The 15851-nt window shown below is 62.7% G+C and carries 15 protein-coding genes, 1 tRNA gene and 1 pseudogene; 11 read left to right on the forward strand and 6 right to left on the reverse strand.

Features of this window, described 5'->3' with window-relative positions:
* The first annotated feature begins 23 nt into the window (after positions 1-23).
* Positions 24-1154: a polysaccharide lyase family 7 protein gene (locus NFI08_RS04880; RefSeq protein ID WP_349587676.1), complete on the forward strand. Its 1131-nt coding sequence runs from the start codon at positions 24-26 to the stop codon at positions 1152-1154.
* 333 nt (positions 1155-1487) lie between these two features.
* Here NFI08_RS04880 and NFI08_RS04885 read toward each other — a convergent pair.
* Positions 1488-1564: transfer RNA gene (locus NFI08_RS04885), tRNA-Arg, on the reverse strand.
* 242 nt (positions 1565-1806) lie between these two features.
* Between NFI08_RS04885 and NFI08_RS04890 the strand changes: the two genes are divergently transcribed.
* The gene (locus NFI08_RS04890; RefSeq protein ID WP_349587679.1) at positions 1807-2676 is read left to right on the forward strand and encodes a c-type cytochrome; all 870 of its coding nucleotides are present in this window, start codon (positions 1807-1809) and stop codon (positions 2674-2676) included.
* 152 nt (positions 2677-2828) lie between these two features.
* Here the strand turns inward: NFI08_RS04890 and rep are convergent, their stop codons facing one another.
* The 3 genes from rep to pyrE all read right to left on the reverse strand — a co-directional run bounded on the left by rep (position 2829) and on the right by pyrE (position 6180).
* Positions 2829-4895, reverse strand: a complete 2067-nt coding sequence (rep, locus tag NFI08_RS04895; protein ID WP_108132000.1) for a DNA helicase Rep — start codon at positions 4893-4895, stop codon at positions 2829-2831.
* Positions 4892-5392 (reverse strand): tRNA (uridine(34)/cytosine(34)/5-carboxymethylaminomethyluridine(34)-2'-O)-methyltransferase TrmL, encoded by a 501-nt coding sequence (gene trmL / locus NFI08_RS04900; protein WP_349587682.1) that lies wholly within the window; start codon positions 5390-5392, stop codon positions 4892-4894. The genes rep and trmL overlap by 4 nt, the downstream gene beginning before the upstream one ends.
* A 98-nt stretch (positions 5393-5490) precedes the next feature.
* On the reverse strand, positions 5491-6180 hold the full coding sequence (gene pyrE / locus NFI08_RS04905) for an orotate phosphoribosyltransferase (RefSeq protein ID WP_045992106.1): 690 nt from the start codon (positions 6178-6180) through the stop codon (positions 5491-5493).
* 118 nt (positions 6181-6298) lie between these two features.
* Here pyrE and NFI08_RS04910 point away from each other — a divergent pair, with 118 nt between their 5' ends.
* The gene (locus NFI08_RS04910) at positions 6299-7066 is read left to right on the forward strand and encodes an exodeoxyribonuclease III (RefSeq protein WP_045992107.1); all 768 of its coding nucleotides are present in this window, start codon (positions 6299-6301) and stop codon (positions 7064-7066) included.
* A gap of 109 nt (positions 7067-7175) precedes the next feature.
* Here NFI08_RS04910 and rph read toward each other — a convergent pair whose 3' ends face one another.
* Positions 7176-7913 carry a ribonuclease PH gene (gene rph / locus NFI08_RS04915; RefSeq protein WP_045992108.1) on the reverse strand — a complete coding sequence of 246 codons (738 nt, stop codon included), beginning with the start codon at positions 7911-7913 and terminating at the stop codon, positions 7176-7178.
* A 223-nt stretch (positions 7914-8136) separates the two neighbouring features.
* On the opposite strand from rph, the gene NFI08_RS04920 reads away from it, so the two are divergent.
* The 3 genes and pseudogenes from NFI08_RS04920 to NFI08_RS04930 all read left to right on the forward strand — a co-directional run.
* Entirely contained in the window at positions 8137-9000 is an 864-nt protein-coding gene (locus NFI08_RS04920; RefSeq protein WP_045992109.1) for a YicC/YloC family endoribonuclease, read from the forward strand.
* A gap of 374 nt (positions 9001-9374) precedes the next feature.
* Positions 9375-10595, forward strand: a complete 1221-nt coding sequence (locus tag NFI08_RS04925; RefSeq protein ID WP_349587688.1) for a tyrosine-type recombinase/integrase — start codon at positions 9375-9377, stop codon at positions 10593-10595.
* A gap of 170 nt (positions 10596-10765) precedes the next feature.
* Positions 10766-11794 (forward strand): annotated as a pseudogene (locus NFI08_RS04930) (IS256 family transposase); the annotation flags it as partial.
* 868 nt (positions 11795-12662) lie between these two features.
* Here NFI08_RS04930 and merR read toward each other — a convergent pair.
* Positions 12663-13070 carry a mercury resistance transcriptional regulator MerR gene (gene merR / locus NFI08_RS04935; protein WP_045993860.1) on the reverse strand — a complete coding sequence of 136 codons (408 nt, stop codon included), beginning with the start codon at positions 13068-13070 and terminating at the stop codon, positions 12663-12665.
* A gap of 71 nt (positions 13071-13141) precedes the next feature.
* On the opposite strand from merR, the gene merT reads away from it, so the two are divergent.
* From merT to NFI08_RS04960, 5 genes are all read left to right on the forward strand, one after another.
* Complete coding sequence (gene merT / locus NFI08_RS04940) at positions 13142-13492, forward strand: mercuric ion transporter MerT (RefSeq protein WP_045993861.1); 351 nt, start codon at positions 13142-13144, stop codon at positions 13490-13492.
* Positions 13493-13504: 12 nt separating this feature from the next.
* Complete coding sequence (merP, locus tag NFI08_RS04945) at positions 13505-13801, forward strand: mercury resistance system periplasmic binding protein MerP (RefSeq protein WP_045993862.1); 297 nt, start codon at positions 13505-13507, stop codon at positions 13799-13801.
* A 2-nt stretch (positions 13802-13803) separates the two neighbouring features.
* Entirely contained in the window at positions 13804-14061 is a 258-nt protein-coding gene (merF, locus tag NFI08_RS04950; protein WP_045993863.1) for a mercury resistance system transport protein MerF, read from the forward strand.
* A complete protein-coding gene (gene merA, locus NFI08_RS04955; protein ID WP_502881026.1) occupies positions 14054-15460 on the forward strand; it encodes a mercury(II) reductase in 1407 nt (468 codons plus the stop codon). The genes merF and merA overlap by 8 nt, the downstream gene beginning before the upstream one ends.
* 70 nt (positions 15461-15530) lie before the next feature.
* Positions 15531-15845 (forward strand): ArsR/SmtB family transcription factor, encoded by a 315-nt coding sequence (locus NFI08_RS04960; RefSeq protein WP_201771152.1) that lies wholly within the window; start codon positions 15531-15533, stop codon positions 15843-15845.
* The last annotated feature ends 6 nt before the right edge of the window (positions 15846-15851 follow it).

A 15851-nucleotide genomic window follows, 5' to 3' on the forward strand; every position in this document is an offset into this window, starting at 1 on the left:
CCAGCACAACAAGGAACAACGCCGTGCTCGAACACGACCATCTCAGCCGTTTTCTCTCCCATCGCCATTCACTTTGCCAGCCCCTTTACCAGTCCCTTCGACACCCCCTTCGCAAGCCCCTGATCGTCGCGCTGTCGGCCCTGGCGGTCTCCTCCTTCGGTGTATCCTCCATGGCCGCCGCCGAGGGTACGCCACCGGCCCAGGTCTTCGACCTGACGACCTGGAAGTTGACCCTGCCCATGGACGCTGACGGCGACGACGACGTCGACGAGATATCGGTCGGCGAGCTTCAGTCCTATCAACATCCGGACTACTACTATCTGAACGACAACAATCATCTGGTCTTCGTGACCCCCAACAGCGCCTTCACCACCCCCAATTCCAGCAATGCGCGCACGGAACTGCGCCAGATGCTGGCCGGCGCCGACGACGCCTTCGGCCCCAAGGCACCTGAGCAGAACTTTGCCCTCGCCTCCCACCCCGAGGCTGACCACTACGCCCAGATCGGCGGCTACCTCGATGCCACGCTGCGGGTCGATCACGTCGCCGAGCGCACCGACAAGCCCGACCGGGCAGCGGCCTACTCGGTGGTCATCGGCCAGATCCACGCCGGCAAGGACGAAGCGGTGCTGGCCCAGGACAATGGCTTCGGCCACGGCAACGAACCGCTGAAGATCTACTACAAGAAGTTTCCCGACCACGAGACCGGCTCGGTGTTCTGGAACTACGAACGCAACCTCGAGAAGGATGACCCCGAGCGCATCGATATCAGCCACGCGGTGTGGGGCAACGACTGGAGCGGCAGCGAGGATCCGGGCGAGGCGGGCATCGCCCTGGGCGAGAGCTTCCGCTATCGGGTCGAGGTCAAGGACGACGTCATGCACCTGACCTTCGCGTCAGACGGCCACCCCACCCGCACCTTCGAGCAGAACCTGGCCGACAACGTCGGTCCCGACGGTGAGGTCGACGAGGCCGATCATCCGCAGGGATACGCCGGTGACTGGATGTACTTCAAGGCGGGGTCCTATAACCAGTGCAACACCAAGCCGGAATCTGGCGCCTGCCTGGGTACCGGGGTGTGGGAGACGGACCAGCAACACGGCGACTACGCCCAGGTCGTGTTCAGCGAGCTGGATAGCGGCCCGGTCGAGTAAGCGTCCAGCGAGCGCCCGGTAACGTCCACGCCAGAGAAGAGCAACGTCCACGCCAGAGAAGCGTAACGTTCACGCCAGGGGCGAAGCTGCCGCTCGCTCCTGGCCTACGGCGCTCGGCAACAAAGGCCGACTTGATCCAGATCAGCAAAGACGCTTTCGCCTCAAGGGCGAACTTCGGCAGAAAACCGTGCACTTTCAAGCATGTGCTCGTGCAGCAATGGGCAAATTCAACGGCAGTGAATGGCCCGATTCGAACGCTCGATGCCCCCCTGCCGACCTACCATCCAGACATGAAAAAGGGCCTACGACAGTGTCGTAAGCCCTTGAATTCTATGGCGCGCCCTAAAGGATTCGAACCTTTGACCTTTGCCTCCGGAGGGCAACGCTCTATCCAGCTGAGCTAAGGGCGCGCGGTGCCGCCTGAACCTGTCACGCGGCGAGCCATATCCTACCTTGCGCACCCGCTGGTGTCCACCCAAGGCCGTGCCCGAGGCCCGTGGCGCCACCTTCCCGGCGACGGGCGACATTTTCCCGTCTCGAGCGATCTCGCTATACTGCCGGCACAGCGTGACGCCCGGCGATAGGGACGATGGCCGTGCTCGGCGCCACCAACAATAACTTCCATCAAGCGACCGTTACAGAGGTGGTGAGAGTGAAATCCAGCAAGCTGATCATGGGGTGTCTGATCACCCTGGGCCTGGGCTCCGGCCAGGCGATGGCACAGGACGATGCCGAGCGTGACGCCATGGCCGAGCGCCTGGCCCCGGTAGGTTCTGTGTGCCTCGAAGGCCAGGAATGTGGCAGCGCCATGGCCGCCGCGTCAGGCGGCGGTGACGCCGCAGCGTCGGGCGGTGGCGTCGATGGCGAAGCCGTCTACGGCGGCATCTGCATGGCCTGCCACGATACCGGCGTCGCCGGCGCACCCAAGCGCGGCGACGAAGCGGCCTGGGCCGAACGCACCACCAAGGGCTTCGACACCCTGCTGGATCACGCTCTTAACGGCTTCAATGCGATGCCGGCCCGTGGCGGCAACCCGAACCTGTCCGATGAAGAAGTCCATGCGGCGGTGGCCTACCTGGTCGAGCCGGTGATGGAAGTGCCGTCAAGCGACGCAGGCGCCAGCGAGGCGGCCCCTGCCGAAGAGACAGCATCGGATGACAGCGCCGCTGCCGGTGAAGCAGCAGCAGGTGAGGACGCTGCCGCCACCGTTGCGGCTGGCGACGAAGCAGGTGGCGACGACGCCGCTGCGGCCGATGCCGGCTCTGCCGAGGTCGACCCGGCGGTGGCGGCCATCGATGGTGAAGCGGTATACGGCGGCATCTGCATGGCGTGCCATGAAGCCGGTGTCGCCGGCGCCCCGGTTCGCGGTGACGCCGCCGCCTGGGAGCCGCGCCTGGCCAAGGGCATGGACACCCTCTATGACCACGCCATCAACGGCTTCAACGCGATGCCGCCCAAGGGTGGCAACCCGAGTCTGTCCGATGACGAGATCAAGGCGGCCGTCATTTACATGACCCAGTAAATCGACTCACGCGATATAGCAGCGGGGCGCCCATGGGCGCCCCGTTTGCGTTGGTCTGCTGGCGAGGCCTGGTCCTGCACTCGGGTCGTGCCAAGCCTTGATGCCATCGGGCTTATCCACAGCCCATGGCGAGCCAGCGGCTGTGGATGGATTCAGTCCAGCAGCGAGCGCAGCCCGGCGATGGCGCTCTTGCCCCGCTCCTGCTTGCGCTCGGGGTCCTCCCGGTCGGCGCGTCCTTCCCACTCCAGATCATCCGGCGGCAACTCGTCGAGGAAGCGGCTCGGGGCGCAGTCCATCAGCTCTCCGTAGGCCTTGCGCTGGCGCGCCAGCGTCATGGTCAGGGTGCGCCGGGCACGGGTGATGCCGACGTAGGCCAGGCGGCGCTCTTCCTCCACGGTGCCGGCCTCGATGGAGTTGCGGTGAGGCAACAGCTCTTCCTCGAGACCCATCAGGTAGACGTGGGGGAACTCGAGGCCCTTGGAGGCGTGCATGGTCAGCAATTGCACACGATCCGAGTCATCTTCTTCCGCCTGTTGCTCGAGGATATCGCGCAATACCAGACGCGAGATCGCCGATTCCACGTCGTCGGTTTCGGTATCGGTGCTGGCGGTGTTCTCTTCCGGATCGGCCTGCATCGACTTCTCGAGCTGGTCGATCAAGATCCACACGTTGGCCATGCGCCGCTCGGCGATGGTGGGGGCGCTGGCGTTCTGGTAGAGCCAGGCCTCGTAGTCCATCTCGCGCATCATCTCGCGGATCGCGGCGATGGCATCACCCTGATCCATGCGTCGGCGCACGCCATCGATAAAGTGGGTGAACCGCGTCAGGCGCTCCACCGCGCGGGCCGGCAGCTGCTCGGCCAGCCCCAGCTCGTGACAGGCGGCGAACAACGAGACGCCGCGCTCGGTGGCGTAGTTGGCGAGCTTCTCCAGGGTGGTCGGGCCGATCTCGCGACGCGGCACGTTGACGATACGCAGGAAGGCGTTGTCGTCGGCCGGATTGATCAACAGCCGCAGGTAGGCCATGGCGTCCTTGATCTCGCCCCGGGAGAAGAACGAGGTGCCGCCGGACAGCTTGTAGGGAATCTGGTAGTGCTGCAGCTTCAATTCCAGCAGGCGCGCCTGGAAGTTGCCGCGGTAGAGCACCGCGAAGTCGCGCCATTCGGCGCGCTCCTTGATCCGGCGAGTCAGGATCTCGCTGGCGACCCGCTCGGTCTCGGCCTCCTCGTGGCGCGTGACCACCACCCGGATCGGATCGCCCTGGCCCATGTCCGACCACAGGGTCTTGTCGTAGACGTGGGGGTTGTTGGCGATCAGGGTGTTGGCGGCGCGCAGGATGGTGCCGGTGGAGCGGTAGTTCTGCTCCAGCTTGATCACCTTGAGCCGCGGAAAGTCCTCGCCCAGGGTCACCAGGTTCTCCGGCCGGGCACCACGCCAGGCGTAGATCGACTGGTCATCGTCGCCGACCACGGTAAAGGTCTGGCGCTCGGCCATCAGCATGCGCACCAGCATGTACTGGCTGACGTTGGTGTCCTGATACTCGTCCACCAGCATGTAGTGGATCTTGCGCCGCCAGCGAGCCAGCGCCTCGGGGTCGTCGCGCAGCAACACCACCGGCAGCAGGATCAGGTCATCGAAGTCCACCGCGTTGTAGGCCTTGAGGTGGCGAACGTAGGCCTCGTAGACCCGGGCGGCGTACTGCTCGTCTTCGGTGGCGGCGTGGGACAGCGCCTGGCCGGGCAGGATCAGGTCGTTCTTCCAGTTGGAGATCACTCCCTGGACCTGATTGATCTGATCGGCGTCGACCTGGGCGTCCTTGTTCATCAGGTCGCGCAGCAGCGCCTTGGCATCTTCCGGATCGAACAGCGAAAAACCCGGCTTGTAGCCCAGCGCCTTGAGCTCGCCGCGAATGATGTTGAGGCCAAGCGTGTGGAAGGTCGACACCGTCAGGCCGTGGCCTTCACGCCCCTGCAGCATCGAGCTGACCCGCTCCTTCATCTCGCGGGCGGCCTTGTTGGTAAAGGTCACCGCGGCGATGCGCCGGGCGCTCATGCCGCACTCCTGGATCAGGTAGGCGATCTTGGTGGTGATCACGCTGGTCTTGCCGGAGCCGGCCCCGGCCAGCACCAGGCAGGGACCGTCGATGAAGTGCACGGCCTCGCGCTGACGCGGGTTGAGGCCACGGATGCGTTCACGGATCGTCTTCACAGGTGCATTCATGCGTCGTCCTGGGCGCCGGGCTGGACATCGAGTCGCGCCGCGCCGTCGAAATCGAGTTGTCGCCAGGCCTCGAACACCAGCACCGCACAGGCGTTGGACAGGTTCAGGCTGCGGCTGTCCGGCAGCATCGGGATGCGCAGGCGCTGCGCAGGCGGCAGTGAATCGAGCATCGCCTGGGGCAGGCCACGGGTCTCGGGGCCGAACACCAGGGCGTCGCCAGAACGATAGTCGGGCTCGTGGTAACCACGCCGCCCGCGGGTCGAGACGGCGAAGACCCGAGAAGGCGAAACCTCGTCGATGAACGTCTGCCAGTCGGCGTGTACCCGGACCCGCGCCCACTCATGGTAGTCCAGCCCCGCGCGCCTGAGGCGCTTATCGTCTAGGGTAAAGCCTAACGGCTCAATAAGGTGCAGGCGAAATCCGGTATTGGCGCACAGGCGTATCAGATTGCCGGTGTTCGGCGGAATCTCGGGTTGATAGAGCACCACGTCGAGCATTGGACATCACCAGGATCGCGGCGGAGGACGATGTGAGGCAGGGAGATCACCGAGGCCCTCCTGGGAGGAAGACCTCGGCGCAAGGAAGCTATAGCGACTCAGGCGCTGACGCCGTAGCGTTCGCGGTAGGCGCGGATGGCCTCGGCGTGGGGTTTGAGGGTATCTCCCCCGCTCTGTTCGAGGTAGGCCAGCACCTGGTCGAGGCCGACGATGCTGACCACCGGGATGCCGAACTCGGCCTGCACCTGCTGGATGGCGCTCTTGTCGGTGTCGTCGCTGGCGCGCTCCTGGCGATCCAGCGCCACCACCACCCCGGCGGCCTGGGCGCCGGCGCCGTCGATCAACCCCATCACCTCACGGATCGCCGTACCGGCGGTGATCACGTCATCGATGATCATGATGCGACCGTCGAGTGCGGCTCCGACGATGTTGCCGCCTTCGCCGTGGTCCTTGGCCTCCTTGCGATTGAACGCAAAGGGCAGATCACGGTCATGATGGTCAGCCAGCGCCACGGCGGTGGTCGCCGCCAGCGAAATGCCCTTGTAGGCCGGACCGAACAGCACGTCGGCCTCGATCCCGCTTTGCTCGATGGCCTTGGCGTAGAAGCGCCCGAGGCGCGCCAGGGCGCGGCCGGTCTTGAACAGGCCGGCGTTGAAGAAGTACGGGCTCACCCGCCCCGACTTCAGGGTGAACTCACCGAAACTGAGCACGCCCTCGCCGATGGCGAACTCGATGAACTCCCGCTGGTAGGGATGAAGGCGCGCCGCGCCTGGCGGTTGAGGTGCCATGTCAGCCACGAGGCCTCCTGTCCAATTGCCTGGCCTTATCACGTTTTTCTCGACCGGCCATTTACCCAAACGTCGAAACGTCGGGTATCATACACGCGCGACGCAAAAGGGACCACGTATGAAAATCGCCACCATCAATGTAAACGGCATCCGCGAGGCCGTCGGTCGAGGCTTTCTCGACTGGCTCGCCAACCAGGACGCCGACGTTGTCTGCGTCCAGAACATCAAGGCCAAAAGCTTCGAGCTGGACGACAGCATTCTTTATCCTGAGGGCTACGAGGGTTACTTCCTCGACGCCGAACAGGACGGTTTCTCAGGGGTCGGCCTCTACTGCCGCAAGATCCCCAAGGCCATCATGTACGGCCTGGGCTTCCCCCAGTGCGACCATGAAGGACGCTTTCTGCAGGCCGACTACGATCGCTTCTCGATCGCCAGCTTCCTGATGCCCGACGGCAGCGATCCTGACGCCAAGCAGGCGTTCATGGCCCAGTACCAGGAGTACCTGTCGAAGATGGCTCGCAAGCGCCGCGAGTACATCATCTGCGGCACCTGGCACATCGCCCACAAGACCATCGATCTGGCCAACTGGGCCGACAACCAGACGACGCCCGGCTTCAAGGCCGAAGAGCGCGCCTGGATGGACCAGGTGTTCGGTCCCACCGGCTTCATCGACACCTTCCGCGAGATCAACCGCGACGGTGACGAGTACACCTGGTGGCCGGCGCTGGACCAGGATCAGCCGCGCTCCCGTCAGGAGGGCTGGCGCCTGGACTACCAGATCGTCGGGCCGAACTTCCGTCGCCATATCACCGACGCCTGGATCGACTACGACGCCACCTTCTCGGAGTTCGCGCCGCTGATCGTCGAGTACGACCTGCAACTGTAAGCCTCCCTTCGTCGCCGTCTGGCCCGGGTCCGGGGCCGGACACGAAAGCGCCGGCCCCTCAGGGGGCCGGCGCCTTCGTTCATGCGACTCATCTCGTCACGGCGACCGCTCAAGCGCGATTGCCGAGCGCCTCACGCTGGTGCTCGAACAGCTCGTTCCCGGCCTTTTCGGCCAGATCCAGCATGGCGTTGAGTTGACCACGGGTGAAGGTGCCGGACTCCGCGGTGCCCTGGACCTCGATCAGCTCGCCGGATTCGCTCAGCACCACGTTCATGTCGGTATCGGCGCTGGAGTCTTCCGGGTAGTCGAGATCCACCACCGGCTGACCGCGATAGAGCCCCACCGACACTGAGCTTACCAGCTGCGAAAAGGGGTCGGTCTTGATCAGCTTCTCGCGCTGCAGGTAGCGGATGGCGTCGATCAGCGCCACACAGCCCCCGGTAATCGAAGCCGTACGCGTGCCACCATCGGCCTGGATCACGTCGCAGTCCACGGTGATGGTGAACTCGCCAAGCTTCTTCAGGTTCACCGCCGCACGCAGCGAACGCCCGATCAGACGCTGGATCTCCAGGGTGCGGCCGCCCTGCTTGCCGCGTGACGCCTCGCGCCCGCTGCGCGAGTGGGTCGCCCTCGGCAGCATGCCGTACTCGGCGGTGACCCAGCCCTGCTTCTTGCCCCGCAACCAGCGCGGCACGCCGGCCTCGACGCTGGCGTTGCACAGCACCTTGGTGTCACCGAACTCGACCAGCACCGAGCCTTCGGCGTGGCGGGTGTAGTCACGGGTGAGACGAATCTCGCGGGTCTGGTCAAAAGCGCGTCCGCTGGGACGACGGATGTCCGTGGACATGGCACCTCTCTTGGTCGACACGCCTCTTGCCGCGGCATCACCTGGCGCAGCGAAGGGGACGACGTCGATCATGGAATGGAAAACGAAGGCCGCCCATTCTACACGCCTTGGCCGATGAATCGGGTACACTGCGCTCACCGGTGTCGAGCCCACCCTCGACGGCCCTGCGGCACCACCGTGCCCGACGCCAGGAATTCGCCAGGAAATCGCCAGGAGACCCGCCATGGTTCACAGCATGACCGCCTTTTCGCGCCAGGACCTCGAGGCCGAGTGGGGCAGCCTGCAGCTCGAGCTGCGCAGCGTGAACCAGCGCTACCTGGAGCCGCACTTCCGTCTGCCCGAGGCCCTGCGTGACCTGGAACCCGGCTTCCGCGACGCCCTGCGCAAGCGCCTGGCCCGGGGCAAGATCGAGTGCACCCTGCGCTTCGATGCCAGCGACAAGAGCGACAGCCTGAGCGTCAACCACGAGCGCCTCGCCGCCCTGTCATCGGCACTGGCCGAGGTACGCGCCACCCTGCCCGAGGTGCACATGCCCGACGCCCTGGCCATGCTCGGCCATCCTGGGGTGCTCGAAGGCGGAGGCCTCGATCTGGACGCGGTCAAGCAAGCCGCCAACCAGATGTTCAAACAGGCCCTGAATGACCTGGTGGAAGGCCGTGCGCGGGAAGGCGAGCAGCTCAAGGCGCTGATCGAGGAGCGCCTGGCGGCCATCCATGAGCTGGTGGCCGAGGTACGCGAAAGGATGCCGCAGATTCTCGAACGTCAGCGCACCCAGCTCGAGGAGAAGCTCGCCAACCTCAATGTCGAACTCGACCCCCACCGGCTCGAGGCCGAGGTGGTGCTGATGGCCCAGAAGGCCGACGTCGCCGAAGAGCTCGACCGCCTCGACACCCACGTCACCGAAGTCGGCCGCCAGCTTAAGCAGAAAGGCCCCATCGGCCGTCGCCTGGACTTCCTGATGCAGGAGCTGAACCGCGAGGCCAACACCCTGTCGTCCAAGTCCGTGGTCGCCGACACCACCCGCTGCGCGGTGGAATTGAAGGTACTGATCGAGCAAATGCGCGAGCAGATTCAGAACATCGAGTAGAATCCACCAAAGGCCATCAAAAACCATTAAACCACTGTTTTTAAATGAAAAAAGGTGCAAGAAGCCCACCAAGCTCCACCAACCTCCCCGGAAATCCAGATCATATAGGGGAGTAAAACGGGGAGAAAAAGCATTGCCTTTCCTCCCTCCGACACATACCCTTACAGATACTCCCCAACTATGTCGATCCGAGTGCATGACCGGGAGCAAGTGGGGGGGGTGCCCGCTGGCACTCTAAATGCCGTTGGAAAAAGGCCCACTAGGCGCCAGTGACGAGCTCATATGACATTAAGCCGACTATCTAGCCCAAGCCTAGCCCGAGTAGCTATCAAACGGTCGTTTGTTTTATTTTCCGCGGGGGACGAGAGGAAATAATGGGAAGCCTTACCGCCAAGAAGAGCCAGTCGCTTGTCAAGGAGGGTAAAGCAGGGCGCTACAGCGACGGCAACGGCCTATACCTGATGATACCGAGGAAAGGAACTCCTTACTGGATGTTGCGATACACGCTGTTTGGCAAGCGGCGTGAGATGACGCTGGGCAAACATGCCCACCTCTCTCTCGCCGAGGCTCGGACGAAAGCGGTTGAAAACCAGAAGTCTATACGCGAAGGCCTTGACCCCATCGAGGAACGCAAACGCGATAGCCAAGCCTTGATCAGGACAGTGGAGGACCTGTTTGCTGACTGGTACCCAGAGCTAGAGAGAAGACTCAAGCACCCAGCTATCCCAAAGCGGATATACAAAAAAGAAGTGGCGCCCCTCATCGGGGGTAGATCGCTGGATGCTGTCACCCCAATTGATATCAGTGAAATAATTAGAAGAGTAACAAATAGCGGTAGGCCGACAATAGCTAATGACACACTGATGTATCTTAAACAGATGTTCAACCACGCCATAAAACTGGGAATTTTAACTTACAACCCAGCATCCGCTTTCAACGTCAACGACGCAGGCGGTATTGAGAAAAGCCGCGATAGGGTTTTGAGCCTCGATGAGATTCGCAACGTTTTCCAAGCCTTCAGAGACAATAGCGACAGCTTCAGCCGCGACAACTACCTCGCCTGCGCGCTACTGCTCGTCCTGGGGGTACGTAAGACCGAACTTACCGAAGCCCAGTGGTCAGAATTCGACCTTAAGAACGCCCGGTGGAACCTGAGCGGTGAGCGCAGTAAGACAGGCGCCGGGATCGTCATTCCCCTCCCACCGCAAACCATCGGCTGGCTGGAAGAGCTCAAGATCCGTGCCTGCGGCTCGGACTATGTCTTTCCTAATCGCCGCAGCAGTAAGCGGGCCCACATGGGCAAAGACACGCTGAATCGTGCCATTGCCAAGCTATTTGGCAAGGAGCCTGGCAAGAAGCCGCAACCAGAGAACCGGATGGGCGATATCACCGAGTTTACTGTGCATGATCTACGCCGCACCTGCCGCAGCTTGCTCGCTGCCGTTGGTGTACCGGGGCATGTCGCGGAGCGTTGCTTGAATCACAAGCTCAAGGGCGTCGAAGGCATCTACGACCGTTACGACTACTTCGACGAGCGAAAAGAAGCGATTATCAAGGTCGCAAACCTTCTTGGCCCTGCAATAAATCTTCCCTAACTCACAACGTAAATTTCTACACACCAACGAGCTATGGTGATTTCTGGTGTACGGGAGGAGGTCGGAAGGGTGGCGTATCCTGTTGATTGATCACGACCAAGATCTCAATCAACACGAGTGGATACGCCATGACCGATTCTGCCCTCCGAGCCCTATCGCAGCCAGAACCCGAGGTCACCGTCAAGGTGCCCAAGGTACGGGACCGGAGTGGCGGCAAGGCCTGCTTCAACAGCACCCTGTTGCCGCCCTACCTGAAGCGGGCCCGCAGCGTCGAGGAGCTGATTCCCTGGCTCTATCTCAAGGGCATCTCCACCGACGATTATCAGGAGGCTCTGTCGGCTCTGCTGGGTGACCAGGCGAAGGGCCTGTCGGCCAACACGGTCTCGCGATTGAAGGCCCAGTGGTTAGACGAACGCAAGGCCTGGTGTCAGCGGGATCTGGCGGACCGCCGTTACGTCTACTGGTGGGCCGATGGCGTCTACAGCAACGTGCGTCTGGATGACCGCCTGTGTTTGCTGGTGATCGTTGGCGTCACGGCACATGGCCGCAAGGAACTGGTTGCCGTCGAGGATGGCCATCGCGAGTCGGAAGCCAGCTGGAAAGAGCTGCTCACGGGCCTGCGAGAGCGTGGCCTGACGGAATCCCCCAAGCTGGCGATCGGCGACGGTGCGTTGGGCTTCTGGAAGGCACTGAGCAAGATCTATCCAGCCACGGCGCACCAGCGTTGCTGGGTTCACAAGACCGCCAATGTGCTGAACAAGCTGCCCAAGTCGGTGCAGCCCAAGGTCAAGGCCGACCTTCACGAGATCTGGATGACTGAGACGCGCGAGGCAGCCCATCAGGCCTTCGACCGCACGCTGAAGCGCTTTGGCGCCAAGTACCCCCAGGCGATGGAATGCCTGGCCAAGGATCGGGATGAACTGCTGGCGTTCTACGACTTTCCGGCAGAGCACTGGGTGCACATCCGCACTACCAACCCGATCGAGTCGACCTTCGCCACGGTCCGTCTGAGGACGAAGCGCAGCCGGAACTGCGGCTCCCGGGATACGACCCTGGCGATGGTCTTCAAACTGCTCCAGACTGCCCAGAAACGCTGGAGGCGGATCAAGCACTTCCAGAAGTTGGAGCTGGTCGTCAGCAACGTCAAGTTCCAGGACGGGGAGCAGGTAGCCGATCAATCAGACAGGAATGCGGCCTGACCGCCATCCACCAGATTTGACGATAACTCCAAAACGAGCAGCAACAGGCTCATTGCTTAACACAGGTTCCGATGGGCTGTAGGGCCAAGGTGCATTGAGTACGCTCTGAGTTTCGGGGTCGTGAAAGAGCGACTTCACAGTGACCGGTGGCTCATCATCGTGTGATGCATTGGGAAACGAAAAAGAAGGTCCTGTATCGGGCATAGGTGAAGTCTCTGCGGCATCATCAAGCTCATCAGAAGCCACCTTCCTAGCTTGCTCACGCCAATGCTCACTCAGGCCAAACCTCTGCCGCCGGTGCCTGGTACTAGCTCCCTCGTGTCCCACTGGATGAGACTCGTGGTTATCCTGACTATGATCCGTCATTCCCTACCTCGTGCCTTTTCGCCATCGAATATCTCGCAAAGCCTATCACACGGACCTCTGGCACCCGCTCTTCCCGATCCCCCTCGTTAGCGGTGATACCTCAGGCTTCTCAAGCTAGGCGACTACACGGCCGAGACAGTAGAGGCGACTTATCGTCTCGATCACCACCCTCTTTCCCACGAAATGGCGCTGAGCGGCCCAGAGCCGCTTTTATGCTGTGAGATACGGAAATCATTAGGTAGCGACATAAAACGCCGCACAAGGCGGCACGGCGCAATAACGTCGCCATCTCTATCCACAGCCCACTAACTTGGGAGGCCAAGCATGAAATTTTCACCCAACAGACGTATCAACTCCATCATGGAAGCCCTGCTGGCCCCCAACAGTTGTCAAGGTCTTCGCTGCATCGCATGTCGGAGTTCTTCAAGACTGTAAGTTTCAAGAGATGGCTGCATGGAATGTCAGAAGCTGGCAGCACCACAACGACGAGCCCCTGCATGACCTACCAGTCATGCAGGGCGGCGATCAGCGGGCACGACACCTTCCCTTGATGCACATGGCATTCATCGACCAGCCGGGATAAGGCGACCTCGATGCGGGTCAGATCAGCCAGCCGGGCGCGCACGTCGTCAAGCCGCTGTGACGCCAGTTCCGCCGCCTCGCTGCAATGAGCACCATCCTCCAGAGCCAGTAGCTGCCCGATCTCGTCCAGGCTGAATCCCAGCCGCTGCGCCGCTTTCACGAATTTCACGCGCGCCACGTCGGCGCTGCCATAGCGCCGGATGCCGCCAGGAGGGCGCTCCGGCGTCGGCAACAACCCCCTGTGCTGATAGAAGCGGATCGTTTCCACATTGACCCCGGCCGCTTGGGCAAAGGTGCCGATGGTCAGATTTTCCGGTGCCTCATTCATCGAGCTTGACTCCGTAGTTGACTACGGAAGTAACGTTAGCGTATCGACCAAGAATTCAGAAGGACAATCTCATGCCGGAATCCAAGAACGGTCGTGGTGCCCTGGCAGCCGGCGGCCTCGCTGCGATCCTCGCTTCGACCTGCTGTCTCGGGCCGCTTGTGCTGGTCGCACTGGGCTTCTCGGGCGTCTGGATCGGCAACCTGACGGCCCTGGAACCCTATCGCCCGTTCTTCGTGGGAGTGGCACTGGTGGCGTTGTTTTTCGCCTGGCGCCGAATCTACCGGCCTGCCACCGCTTGTAAGCCAGACGAAACCTGCGCGATGCCACAGGTTCGCACGACGTATAAAGCCATCTTCTGGATCGTCGCTGCCTTGGTGCTGATCGCGCTGCTGTTTCCTTACCTCCTGCCCCTGTTCTATTAAGAGGAGATCACTATGAAACGACTCGCTGCCTGTATTGTGCTTTCCGCGACGCTCGCTACGTCGGCCTGGGCCGCCCCGCAGACCGTGACGTTGTCGGTGCCGGGCATAACCTGTGCCGCTTGCCCTCTCACCGTCAAGGCCGCCCTCAACAAGGTAGACGGCGTCTCGCAAGTCGATGTGAGCTACCCGGATCGTGAGGCGGTGGTCACCTTCGACGATTCACGAACGTCCGTCGAAGCATTGACCGAAGCCACCACCAACGCCGGCTACCCCTCATCCCCGACACCCTCGGAAGCGGATCGGGAGTGACCATGAAGAACCCCAAGACCCTGCTGCGCGCAAGCGTGATTGGCACCGTCCTGATGGCGCTGTGCTGCTTTACACCCATCCTGGTGATCCTGCTTGGCACCGTTGGCCTGGCGGCACTGACCGGCTATCTGGACGTGGTGCTGCTTCCTGCCCTGGCCTTCTTCATCGGCCTGACCCTCTATGCGCTATGGCGCAAGAAGCAATACGACGCCTGGGGTGACAACGCCTCTACCGATTCAAGGAATTCCCCTCATGAGTGATGACAAGAACCCGCACATCGCGGTGATCGGCAGCGGTGGAGCCGCCATGGCGGCGGCTCTAAAGGCCGCCGAACGCGGCGCCCGCATCACCCTGATAGAACGCGGCACCCTCGGCGGCACCTGCGTCAACACCGGCTGTGTACCTTCCAAGATCATGATTCGCGCGGCCCATATCGCCCACTGGCGCACGGAAAGCCCCTTCGATGCCGGCCTGAGCAGCCAAGCGCCGGTGGTAGATCGGGCCAAGCTGCTCGAGCAGCAACAGCGGCGTGTCGAGGAACTGCGCGATGCCAAGTATGAAAGCATACTCCGCGCCCACCCGGCCATCACGGTCCTGAAGGGGGAGGCGCGGTTCGTCGATGCCCATAGCCTGACGGTCACGCTGAATGAGGGCGGCGAGCAAACCGTCCGCTTCGATCGCGCCTTCATCGGCACCGGCGCCCGACCGGCAGAACCGCCGGTGCCGGGCCTGGCCGATACCCCATACCTAACCTCCACCAGCGCACTGGCCCTGGACACCCTTCCCGAACAGCTGATCGTGATCGGGGCCTCGGTGGTGGCCTTGGAACTGGCCCAGGCCTTCGCCCGGCTGGGCAGCCGGGTCACGGTGCTGGCCCGCAGCCGTCTGCTCTCCCAGGAAGACCCGGCGGTGGGTGAGGCCGTAGAGGCAGCCTTCTACTGCGAGGGCATCGAGGTGCTCAATCAGTCCCAGGCCAGCCGCGTGGACTATACCAATGGCGAGTTCGTGCTGGACACCAACGCCGGGACCCTTCGTGCGGACCAACTGCTGGTGGCCACCGGACGGACACCCAATACCGAGGCCCTGAACCTGGCGAGCATCGGCGTGGAAACCGTGCGCGGGGCGATTCTGGTGGATGAGCACCTGCAAACCACGGTACCGAGCCTCTATGCCGCCGGTGACTGCACCGATCAGCCGGAGTTCGTCTATGTCGCCGCCGCCGGGGGCAGTCGGGCCGCCGTCAACATGACCGGGGGCGATGCCACCCTAGACCTCAGCGCCATGCCGGAGGTGATCTTCACCGATCCCCAGGTGGCCACCGTCGGCCTCACGGAAGCCCAGGCACTCGAGCAGGGCTTTGACGTGGAGACCCGCGTGCTCGATCTGGAGAACGTGCCGCGTGCGCTGGTCAATTTCGACACCGGTGGTTTCATCAAGATGGTGGCCGAACGCGACTCGGGGCGGTTGCTGGGGGTGCAGGCGGTGGCGGGGGACGCCGGCGAGCTGATCCAGACGGCAGTGATGGCACTCCGCGCGCGCATGACGGTACAGGCCATCGGCGATGAGCTGTTCCCCTACCTGACCATGGTGGAAGGCCTCAAGCTCTGCGCCCAGACCTTCACCAAGGACGTGACGCAGTTGTCCTGCTGTGCGGGGTAATGATTTCAATATTGCATGAAATCAATGTTTCATCTAACGTTGAATCATGGACCAATATGATGATGACCTCGTGGCAGCCAAGCTAGCCGCTCTTGCTCACCCCGTCCGCCTGGCGGCCATTCGTCAGCTAGCGGCGGCAGGGCCTGCCGGCCTGGCGGCAGGCAAGCTCGCCGAGCGGCTGGGTACGGCGCCGAATGCACTGACCTTCCACTTGCAGAAACTCGCGGTCGCAGGCCTGGTTGCGTCGCGCCGTGAGGGCCAGTTCGTCTATTACCGCGCGGAGTTCGACGCCTTGCTGGCAATGACGGACCACCTGGTCGGCGCTTGCTGTCGTGAGTCAGACGCCAGCTGTGGCCCCCGCTGCCCCACCTCCGGCAGCCGGTAAGGTGCC

Source organism: Halomonas sp. EF61 (assembly GCF_040147045.1).
In the GTDB taxonomy this organism is placed as follows: Bacteria; Pseudomonadota; Gammaproteobacteria; order Pseudomonadales; family Halomonadaceae; genus Halomonas; species Halomonas litopenaei.

What these genes read in the sequence shown, in the direction of transcription:
- merR (WP_045993860.1), bottom strand. Translation starts at nt 13,070, where the DNA reads ATGAATGAGGCACCGGAAAATCTGACCATCGGCACCTTTGCCCAAGCG.
- trmL (WP_349587682.1), bottom strand. Translation starts at nt 5,392, where the DNA reads ATGCTCGACGTGGTGCTCTATCAACCCGAGATTCCGCCGAACACCGGC.
- NFI08_RS04910 (WP_045992107.1), top strand. Translation starts at nt 6,299, where the DNA reads ATGAAAATCGCCACCATCAATGTAAACGGCATCCGCGAGGCCGTCGGT.
- merA (WP_502881026.1), top strand. Translation starts at nt 14,054, where the DNA reads ATGAGTGATGACAAGAACCCGCACATCGCGGTGATCGGCAGCGGTGGA.
- rep (WP_108132000.1), bottom strand. Translation starts at nt 4,895, where the DNA reads ATGAATGCACCTGTGAAGACGATCCGTGAACGCATCCGTGGCCTCAAC.
- NFI08_RS04920 (WP_045992109.1), top strand. Translation starts at nt 8,137, where the DNA reads ATGGTTCACAGCATGACCGCCTTTTCGCGCCAGGACCTCGAGGCCGAG.
- rph (WP_045992108.1), bottom strand. Translation starts at nt 7,913, where the DNA reads ATGTCCACGGACATCCGTCGTCCCAGCGGACGCGCTTTTGACCAGACC.
- merT (WP_045993861.1), top strand. Translation starts at nt 13,142, where the DNA reads ATGCCGGAATCCAAGAACGGTCGTGGTGCCCTGGCAGCCGGCGGCCTC.
- merF (WP_045993863.1), top strand. Translation starts at nt 13,804, where the DNA reads ATGAAGAACCCCAAGACCCTGCTGCGCGCAAGCGTGATTGGCACCGTC.
- NFI08_RS04925 (WP_349587688.1), top strand. Translation starts at nt 9,375, where the DNA reads ATGGGAAGCCTTACCGCCAAGAAGAGCCAGTCGCTTGTCAAGGAGGGT.
- pyrE (WP_045992106.1), bottom strand. Translation starts at nt 6,180, where the DNA reads ATGGCACCTCAACCGCCAGGCGCGGCGCGCCTTCATCCCTACCAGCGG.
- merP (WP_045993862.1), top strand. Translation starts at nt 13,505, where the DNA reads ATGAAACGACTCGCTGCCTGTATTGTGCTTTCCGCGACGCTCGCTACG.